This is a genomic window from Zoogloea sp., from assembly GCF_023150065.1.
Taxonomy (GTDB): domain Bacteria; phylum Pseudomonadota; class Gammaproteobacteria; order Burkholderiales; family Rhodocyclaceae; genus Zoogloea.
On sequence record NZ_JAKLLN010000152.1, the window covers coordinates 1 to 626 of the forward strand.

2 protein-coding genes are annotated in these 626 nt (G+C 70.3%); one reads left to right on the forward strand and one right to left on the reverse strand.

Annotated features, from left to right (window positions below; genetic code table 11):
* Window positions 1-168, reverse strand: a 168-nt coding sequence (locus tag L6Q67_RS23980) for an RNA methyltransferase PUA domain-containing protein (RefSeq protein WP_367171679.1), incomplete at its 3' end; no start/stop codon positions are given.
* Window positions 169-239: 71 nt separating this feature from the next.
* On the opposite strand from L6Q67_RS23980, the gene L6Q67_RS23985 reads away from it, so the two are divergent.
* On the forward strand, window positions 240-626 hold a 387-nt coding region (locus L6Q67_RS23985; RefSeq protein WP_296576163.1), incomplete at its 3' end, for an inositol monophosphatase family protein.

A 626-nucleotide genomic window follows, 5' to 3' on the forward strand; every position in this document is an offset into this window, starting at 1 on the left:
GCGCACGGCCAGGCGCGCATCGACCTCTCCGCCGCTGCCGTCGAACAGCACCACCGCCTCGCCATCGCGCAGGCGCAACACCCGCAGCGCATGGTGGGCGAGCGCCTCGGGGAGCGCCACCTCGCCGCCCGCGGGCAGGCGATCCGGAAAGTGGAATCGTGAAATCATCGTAAGATTATAGGCCCAGCTCCCCTCGCCCCCAGCCCCTCTCCCGCCGCCCGCCGGCAAGGAGTTCCGCCATGCCGACCGCCGCCCACCGCCTCGCCCGTGCCCGCGCCCTCGAATCGATGGTGCGCGATATCGCGCGCGCCGAAATCCTCCCGCGCTATCTCAAGTCCGCACGCAACCGCAAGGCCGACGGCTCGCTGTTCACCGAGGCCGACATGGCCTCGCAGCAGCGCTTCAGCGAGGCCCTGCCCGCCTTCCTGCCCGGTGGCGTGCTCGGCGAGGAGATGACGCCCGCCGAGCAGGCGGCGCTGTGGAACGACGGCGCACGCGGCATGTGGTGCATCGACCCGATCGACGGCACCACCAACTTCGCCAACGGCATTCCCCTGTTCGCGGTGTCGATCGCCTACCTCATCGCACACGAGCCGGTCATCGGCGTGGTGTACAACCCGATCACC